Here is a 2,987-nt window from a genome sequence, read left to right as displayed (position 1 = left end):
AGCGGCGCGCGGCGCGCAGCACGGAGACGTCGGCCTTGCGCGCCTTGAGCGCCGCCAGCTCCTCGCGGCAGGCCTGGCGCACGCCGCGGGCGTAGCCGGCCATCACTTCGTAGCGGTTGGCGATCAGCGCCTCCAGCGTGTGCTCGTCGGCCACCGGCTTCACGGCGCCCAGGCGCAGCTTGGGCGGCACCTTCTTGACGGTGGCCCAGCCGACGGCGCGCATCAGGGAGATGTACATCCAGCCGATGTCGAATTCATAGGGCTTGACCGAAAACTTGGCCGCGGTCGGATAGGTGTGGTGGTTGTTGTGCAGTTCTTCGCCGCCGATCACCACGCCCCAGGGCACGAGGTTGGTGCTGGCGTCCTGCGCCTCGAAGTTGCGGTAGCCCCAGAAGTGGCCAATACCGTTGACCACGCCGGCCGCCCAGAAGGGAATCCACAGCATCTGCACGGCCCACACCGTGGCGCCCAGGCCGCCGAACAGCACCAGGTTGATGATGAGCATGAGGCCCACGCCCTGCCAGGCGAACCGGCTGTACACGTTGCGCTCCACCCAGTCGTCGGGCGTGCCGTGGCCGAACTTGCGCACCGTCTCGGCATTGTTCGCCTCGGCACGGTAGAGCTCGGCTCCGCGCCACATCACGGTGTCCAGGCCGCGGGTCTGCGGGCTGTGGGGGTCTTCCTCGGTCTCGCACTTGGCGTGGTGCTTGCGGTGGATGGCCACCCACTCGCGGGTCACCATGCCGGTGCCCAGCCACAGCCAGAAGCGGAAGAAGTGCGAAGGCACCGGGCCCAGCTCCACCGAGCGGTGCGCCTGCGCGCGGTGCAAAAAGATGGTCACCGCCGCGATGGTGATGTGCGTGGTGAACAGCGTGTACAGCACCACCTGCCACCACGACAGGTTCCACAGGCCGTGGCCCAGCCAGTCGATGGCGGCGTTCAGAACAGCCCAGTCGGGTAACAGCATAGGGAGCCTTCGCTAGCGAACAAGATGAAATCGCGGCCCGTTCAGGGCAGCTGAATGATTTTAGGGGGCGATGCAGGCACGATGCCGTGCATACCCGCAACACCGCCGTTGTCTTGCGGGGGTGTGCGGCAGGGCTTTCAGGGCTTGCGCGTCCACACGGCGGCAAAAAAACCGTCGGTCTGGCGCAAATGGGGCCAAAGGCGCAGATAACCAGTGCCCGATTCCCCGCCGCTGCACAGCGCGCCGGCCTGCTCCACCTTGAGCTGGGTGAGCAGCTCGCCCGCATCGGCCGGCACGAAGTCGGGGTGCGCGGCACCGAAGGCCTCCGCGATGGCCTCGTTCTCCTCGGGCAGCACGCTGCAGGTGGCGTACACCAGCCGGCCACCCGGCTTGAGCAGGCGCGCGGCGCTGGCGAGGATGGCCGTCTGCTTGGCCACCAGTTCCTGCACCGCCTGGGGGCTCTGGCGCCACTTCAGGTCGGGGTTGCGGCGCAGCGTGCCCAGGCCGGAGCACGGCGCATCCACCAGCACGCGGTCGATCTTGCCGGCCAGGCGCTTGATGCGGTCGTCGCGCTCGTGCGCGATGGCGGCGGGGTGCACGTTCGACAGGCCGCTGCGGGCCAGCCGGGGCTTGAGCGCGTCGAGCCGGTGGGCCGACACGTCGAAGGCATAGAGGCGCCCGGTATTGCGCATGGCCGCGCCGATGGCCAGCGTCTTGCCGCCGGCACCCGCACAAAAGTCGACCACCATCTCGCCGCGCTTGGCATCGAGCAGCAGCGCGAGCAACTGCGAGCCTTCGTCCTGCACCTCGACGGCGCCGCGCGTGAAGGCATCGAGCTTGGTGAGCGCGGGCTTGCCGTCCACGCGCAGGCCCCAGGGGGAGTACGGGGTGGGCTGCGCCGAAATGCCGGCCTTGGCCAGTTCCTTTTGCACATCGGCCCGCTTTTCCTGCAGCGCGTTCACGCGCAGATCGAGCGGCGCGCTCTGCGACAGGCTGTCCACCAGGGGCCAGAAGCCATCGCCCAGCTGGCTCTTGAGCGGCGCCACCAGCCACTCGGGCAGGTTGTGGCGGTGGCGGTCCATGAGGTCGTCCGCCGGCACGGCATCGCACTGGTCGAGCCAGTTCTTTTCCTGATCGTTCAGGGCGCCGCGCAGGAAGTCGCGCGCGCTGGAGGCATTGCCTGCGCCTGCGCGGCGGGCCTGCTCGTCCTGGCTGTGCGCGAAGCCCAGGATGGCCAGGCGCCGTTCCTTGGGGCCGCTGCCCGAGCGGGCGAGCTGCTCGAACAGCAGCTTCTTGCGCAGCACCGTGTAGGCGGTCTCGGCAAGGGTGGCGCGCTCGCGCGGGCCGAGGGAGCGGTTGTCACGGAAAAAACGGGACACCACCGCGTCGGCGGGGTGTTCGAGGGTCAAGGTCAGCCTGACGAGTTCAGCGCAGGCGTCCAGAAGGGCTTTGGGGTGCATCGCCCGATTGTCCCACTGGCGCCACCCCGGCCCGCCGGGGCCCTCGCCGGTGCTATCTCGACAGCACTGGCGCGAAGGCCGAGCGCTCGATCTCCTGCAGCGTGGGCGACTCCCCCGCCCACAGCACGAGCGCGGGCCCGGGCAGGCTGAGGTTTCGCTCCAGCCAGCGGCACAGCCCGTAGCGGTCCTCATCGTCCATGGCCGGCAGGAGCACGAAGACGAGGTAGGCCCGCCGCTGCGGAAACTCCCGCAGGGCCTTGCACACGATCCAGCATTTCGCCACCGGGCGGCAGCGGGCCAGTTCGGACTGCACCTCGCTCAGTTCGAACGGCGAGAGATCGTGCCGCACCACCCGGCTGAAGTACGGCGGGGTGGACAGCTCCTCCCACGCCCGCTCCTCGGCCTCGCCCGCCTGGCGCAGCCGTTCGCGCCAGTGCTTGAGGCCCTCGGCGTCGTATTCCAGGCCCGGCCGCGTCGTCTCCAGTTCGGCGACGGCAGCATTGGCCGCCCACCAGCGCCGGGCCGGCGCCGCATCCCACAGCCGCGCCAGAACGGCCAGG

Annotated in this window: 2 protein-coding genes and 1 pseudogene; all 3 read right to left on the bottom strand. The window is 69.5% G+C overall.

Translation table 11 applies throughout. The features are described from left to right. Nucleotides 1–967, bottom strand: a 967-nt coding sequence (locus AC27KI_RS21940; RefSeq protein WP_487115817.1) for a DesA family fatty acid desaturase, incomplete at its 3' end; no start/stop codon positions are given. 137 nt (nucleotides 968–1,104) lie between these two features. Then, complete coding sequence (locus AC27KI_RS21935; protein WP_487115815.1) at nucleotides 1,105–2,427, bottom strand: RsmB/NOP family class I SAM-dependent RNA methyltransferase; 1,323 nt, start codon at nucleotides 2,425–2,427, stop codon at nucleotides 1,105–1,107. A 52-nt stretch (nucleotides 2,428–2,479) separates the two neighbouring features. Then, nucleotides 2,480–2,987, bottom strand: a pseudogene (locus AC27KI_RS21930) (peptidase M48); the annotation flags it as partial.

The sequence above is a fragment of the Acidovorax sp. KPB24-03 genome (assembly GCF_057546605.1).
This window is presented reverse-complemented; position numbering and strand designations above follow the sequence as displayed.

What these genes read in the sequence shown, in the direction of transcription:
- AC27KI_RS21935 (WP_487115815.1), bottom strand. Translation starts at nt 2,427, where the DNA reads ATGCACCCCAAAGCCCTTCTGGACGCCTGCGCTGAACTCGTCAGGCTG.